The sequence below is a fragment of the Chitinimonas sp. BJB300 genome, assembly GCF_002735695.1.
GTDB lineage: Bacteria > Pseudomonadota > Gammaproteobacteria > Burkholderiales > Chitinimonadaceae > Chitinimonas.
Genome location: NZ_PDZH01000219.1, coordinates 1 through 3,963, shown reverse-complemented (window position 1 = coordinate 3,963; position 3,963 = coordinate 1). Strand labels below are relative to the sequence as shown.

The following is a 3,963-nucleotide window of genomic DNA, read 5'->3' as shown; positions in this document are numbered from 1 at the left end:
GATGGTAGCCGCGTCGGTGGGGCCGTCGCTTACCTCACCAAATACCTGACCAAGAACCTCGACGGTAAAAGCGAACAGCGCCGCGAAGACGGCGAACACCTCGCCATGGGTGACGACTACGAAGCCGATACCGACAGCATTACCGGCGCACAGAAGGTCCGCGCCTGGGCCAGCCTGTGGCATGTGCGGCAGTTCCAGTTCTACGGCGGCCCACCCGTTGCCCTGTGGCGCGAACTGCGCAAGCTGCGCGGTACAAAGCAGGACGACACCGTAATTGACCAAGCCGCAACAGCAGCCGATACCGGCGACTGGAGCTTGTTCTGCCAGCTCCTGGGCGGCCCGCTGGCCCGTCGTAAAGACCTGCCGCTATCGCTGGCTAAGGAAGACCGCCCCGAGCAAGTGAATCGCTACGGTGAGGCTGCCTGCGCCGTGGTGAAGGGGGTGGAAGCCGGGTCGGCTAAGGTAGTGACCCGTACCAAGACCTGGGCGATCGACTGGCGTAAGAAGCAGTCGATGTTTGAAGGCGCGGCCGAAGGACTCGCCGCCAGGACGGGCGAAGCTCGGCCATCTAGGACTTGTGCCAATAACTGTACGCAGTTGTTGGCCGACGCTCTAACCGAGCCACTGCCGCTACCTGAAGACCAAGATTTTAGGGATGACCACGCGGAATCAGACCCCCCACCTGGGTGGGATGCCCCTGTAGACCTGGGTTTCAACGAACCGCCACCCTTTGATGCAGGTTATTTCGACCACTGCGCCGATGCCGGCCCGCCTGAATGGTGGACCGACCGGGACGAGTGTGCGCATCTAGATGGGAATGCGGAATTGGTGCGCTGTGAAGACGGTTTATAGCTCTGAAGTTATACCTGCTCGTGAATGAGTAAAGCCGGGTCGGGTGATCCCGAGCTGGCTTTCTAGTTCAACTCCTCTGAAGTCTCAACAGTTACCTCTACTTATTTTGTTTGTGTTTTTCTGCTTGGTTGCATAACCATTTTAATTACAAGAGGTGAGAATGGCGGTGCCTTGACAGGCAAACTAGTGTATGTGCGTTTAAAGCATTGAGCTTTTGGATTTTCTATATTTGTCCTTACTGAATCTATAACAGCTTCTTTGGCTATAATCAGATACATCACCACTTTCCCGCCGTTTAGATCATAACAGCCATCTTTTGTGTCTAACTTTAAGGAATTATTGTATTTGAGAAACTCGTCTTGATATTCTACGTATCCAAGTCTGTTTTTATTCTGTTGCCACAGACGCTCAGTTTCTTTTAAAGTTGATATTGCAAGCGCCGATGAAGAAGCTGTACTGCATAGTAAGATGAAAGCCATATTTATCAGTGGACTCATACATTTACTCCAGTTTAGATATTGAACTATTTGGCTTCACTGTGTTTGGTATAAGAACAGAATATGCTGTTTCACAGAAATTACCAGCTGATCAATCATTACCAAATTTCTTAATTGATATTAGCCAGAATATTGCACTTGCGACAGTGGCATACACAACTGCAATTATGCCAGACCTAACTGAACCCTTGAGTATCAAAAGAGCATGTTCTGGAAATTTCTGCCAGCTAAGTAGTACCCATAATCCAAAAAAAACAACATAAAAAATAAAGCCTACCAATGCTCCCAGAATGAGGTAGGCTTTTAAACTGCTGATGTTCTTTCGTTTCAAAATGAAATACATGGGGACGCCAATAATAAACGCAGCCAAGTATCCGCATATGGCTAGAATATTTGGTCCCCATGCAGCCTCCCAGCTGGAATAAAAAATCAGACCAATTAGATATAGAAACAAAGCAGGCACACCTGGTGAAACGAAGAAACCGATCACCACGCGTAGTTTAGCTGCGGTCATTTATGCCGATCTATTTGCATGAGCAGGCCTTAACGGCATCATCTGTAAGTCCATACCAGACATTGTTGATTGGGTTACTAATTGGGGAATTAGGGCCCTGCAACCAACCGGTCCCCTCTCCAAAGTTATTGGCAACACCGCCATTGACTGTTCTCGCAACATAACCTGGGAACAATGGATGGTCACGCATCGTGACATTCACAACAACTTGCGAGCCGTTACTAGTCATGGAATAACTCTTAACTGGACTAGACTTAAACGGAGCAGCCCAAGACGGACTTGCATCGTTTGCAGTGCCGGTTGGTGTTGCAGGTTTAGGCGAGCCTGGTGTGGGGTGGTTACGAACATAGTCTTCAAGGCATTTTTTATCGGCAGCTGAAACATTTACCCGCTTGTTGTAATAGTGGTAGTCAGAATCGCCTGGCTTCATAGAACTTGGCCAACCGTCGGGTTGGGGAAAGTTGATCTGGGGACCTCCCGGTACATTGCATGTAACTCTTCCGTTTTGTGCGGTGCATTCAAGACCCAGTGGGTCCGTGAAACTCAAGGGATTGCCGCCCACATAGGTGTAGGTATTGATCCCGCCCGCCAACCCTATCGGATCGCTCTGTAGGTATCGTCCATCCTTCGCACTGTAATCCCGGAAGTAATTGTAAACCTCCTTCCCTGATGCCGCTTCCCCGCTAAAAGCCCGTTTCCTCTAGTACCTCCGCAGTTTACAACCCCATTCGCTCAAGACGCATGGGCTTAGGACAGGGATTTTTCCCTAGATGCAGGTTTTCAGCAAACGCAACGCGGCCCCGGATGGGTATTTCCGGAGCCGCGCGAGGGAGTGTGTCTAGAAGCGGTGCTTAGGCGAGGTTAGTTGATTACTCAACGGACCCTAGTCGCAAATGCGCTGCGGGGTGGGTGGCGGCATGGACGGCCTTGAGCCGGCCAATGCTCACATGCGTATAGATTTCCGTCGTGGTGATTTGGGCATGACCCAGGATCAATTGCAGGGCGCGCAGGTCCGCCCCGTTATCCAGCATGTGTGTGGCGCAGGCATGCCGGAACATGTGGCAAGCACCCGGGCGGTCAATGCCGGCATGGTTCAGGTATTTGCGCACCATGTCATTGAGCCGGTTGTTACTGAACATTTCACCGTAATCCGTCAGAAACAGCTGACCGTCATCTGCACCCACCACCAACGCGGGCCGAACATCGTCCAGATACTTGGTCAACCAAGCACAGGCCCGTTCCCCAATCGGGACGATCCGATCCTTGTTGCCCTTGCCCTGGCGTATCCGCAATGTACCGTGCGGCAGGTCGAGATCATGCAGGGTAAGCTGTATCAGCTCGCTTTTACGCACACCACTTGCATACAGCGTTTCCAAGATGGTCCGATTACGCAACCCCATCAAGGTTGTCAGGTCCGGTTGGCTCAGCACACTTTCCACTTCTTCCCGGCTTAGGACGGCATGCGGCAGGCGACGCGGTGCCTTGGGGAGCTCCAGCTCTGCCGCCGGGTTGTACAGGATATAACGTTGACGGGTGAGCCATTTGCAGAAGGCTTGCAGCGAGTGGAGTTGACCTAGTTGCGTGCCAATGGTCAGCGGTTGCCCATCCGTCTTGCGATAGTCGTATAGGTGCCGCTGGTAGCGTTCCAACAGGTCGCGGCTCAGGTCGTGCAGCTGCGCAATATCACGTTCCGCGCACCAAGCCAGGAAGCCCTCCAGCGATACCTTGCGCTTCTGCACCGTCGCGGCGCTGTAGCGGGCTTCGGACCAGCTCAGGAAGGCTGTCAGGTAACGTCGTAACGGCGTATCGACCGCGGCTTGAGGGGTCGCCTTGGCGGGTGTGCGTGGCTTCCGACGTAGCACACGTTGCTTACGCATGGGCTTCCCCCGCTACAGGGTGTTCAAGGCGCGATGGGGGATATGACCTGACCAAGCTAACGGCGTCAGTACCGTGCATTTCCGCTAACACAGGGCCGCTATCTTCCCCAACACCCGTCATGACAGGCATTGCGGCTAATCCGGCAGGTCGGCAGACCGCCGCGAGTGGGCCGTTTTGGGCCCGCATTGCCCCCGCGTTCCGGGGGGACTCCCCCCGCGAACT

5 protein-coding genes and 2 pseudogenes are annotated in these 3,963 nt (G+C 53.3%); 1 reads left to right on the top strand and 6 read right to left on the bottom strand.

The window, feature by feature from the left end; genetic code table 11:
* Window positions 1-852, top strand: a pseudogene (locus tag CSQ89_RS20345) (hypothetical protein); the annotation flags it as partial.
* A 101-nt stretch (window positions 853-953) separates the two neighbouring features.
* On the opposite strand, the gene CSQ89_RS20340 reads toward CSQ89_RS20345, so the two are convergent.
* The 6 genes and pseudogenes from CSQ89_RS20340 to CSQ89_RS23370 form a co-directional block, all read right to left on the bottom strand.
* A complete protein-coding gene (locus tag CSQ89_RS20340) occupies window positions 954-1,349 on the bottom strand; it encodes a hypothetical protein (RefSeq protein ID WP_099407831.1) in 396 nt (131 codons plus the stop codon).
* A 91-nt stretch (window positions 1,350-1,440) separates the two neighbouring features.
* Window positions 1,441-1,863: a hypothetical protein gene (locus CSQ89_RS20335; RefSeq protein WP_099407830.1), complete on the bottom strand. Its 423-nt coding sequence runs from the start codon at window positions 1,861-1,863 to the stop codon at window positions 1,441-1,443.
* A gap of 10 nt (window positions 1,864-1,873) precedes the next feature.
* Window positions 1,874-2,293, bottom strand: a complete 420-nt coding sequence (locus CSQ89_RS23380) for a hypothetical protein (RefSeq protein WP_139023164.1) — start codon at window positions 2,291-2,293, stop codon at window positions 1,874-1,876.
* Window positions 2,294-2,395: 102 nt separating this feature from the next.
* Window positions 2,396-2,536 (bottom strand): annotated as a pseudogene (locus CSQ89_RS23945) (RHS repeat-associated core domain-containing protein); the annotation flags it as partial.
* 196 nt (window positions 2,537-2,732) lie between these two features.
* The gene (xerC, locus tag CSQ89_RS20325; protein ID WP_099407829.1) at window positions 2,733-3,740 is read right to left on the bottom strand and encodes a site-specific tyrosine recombinase XerC; all 1,008 of its coding nucleotides are present in this window, start codon (window positions 3,738-3,740) and stop codon (window positions 2,733-2,735) included.
* Window positions 3,733-3,963 (bottom strand): hypothetical protein (locus tag CSQ89_RS23370; RefSeq protein ID WP_233203359.1); only part of this gene is annotated, 231 nt, incomplete at its 5' end. The genes xerC and CSQ89_RS23370, both read right to left, overlap by 8 nt.

Coding starts and splice junctions, on each gene's coding strand:
- CSQ89_RS20340 (WP_099407831.1), bottom strand. CDS start 1,349: ATGAGTCCACTGATAAATATGGCTTTCATCTTACTATGCAGTACAGCT.
- CSQ89_RS20335 (WP_099407830.1), bottom strand. CDS start 1,863: ATGACCGCAGCTAAACTACGCGTGGTGATCGGTTTCTTCGTTTCACCA.
- CSQ89_RS23380 (WP_139023164.1), bottom strand. CDS start 2,293: ATGAAGCCAGGCGATTCTGACTACCACTATTACAACAAGCGGGTAAAT.
- xerC (WP_099407829.1), bottom strand. CDS start 3,740: ATGCGTAAGCAACGTGTGCTACGTCGGAAGCCACGCACACCCGCCAAG.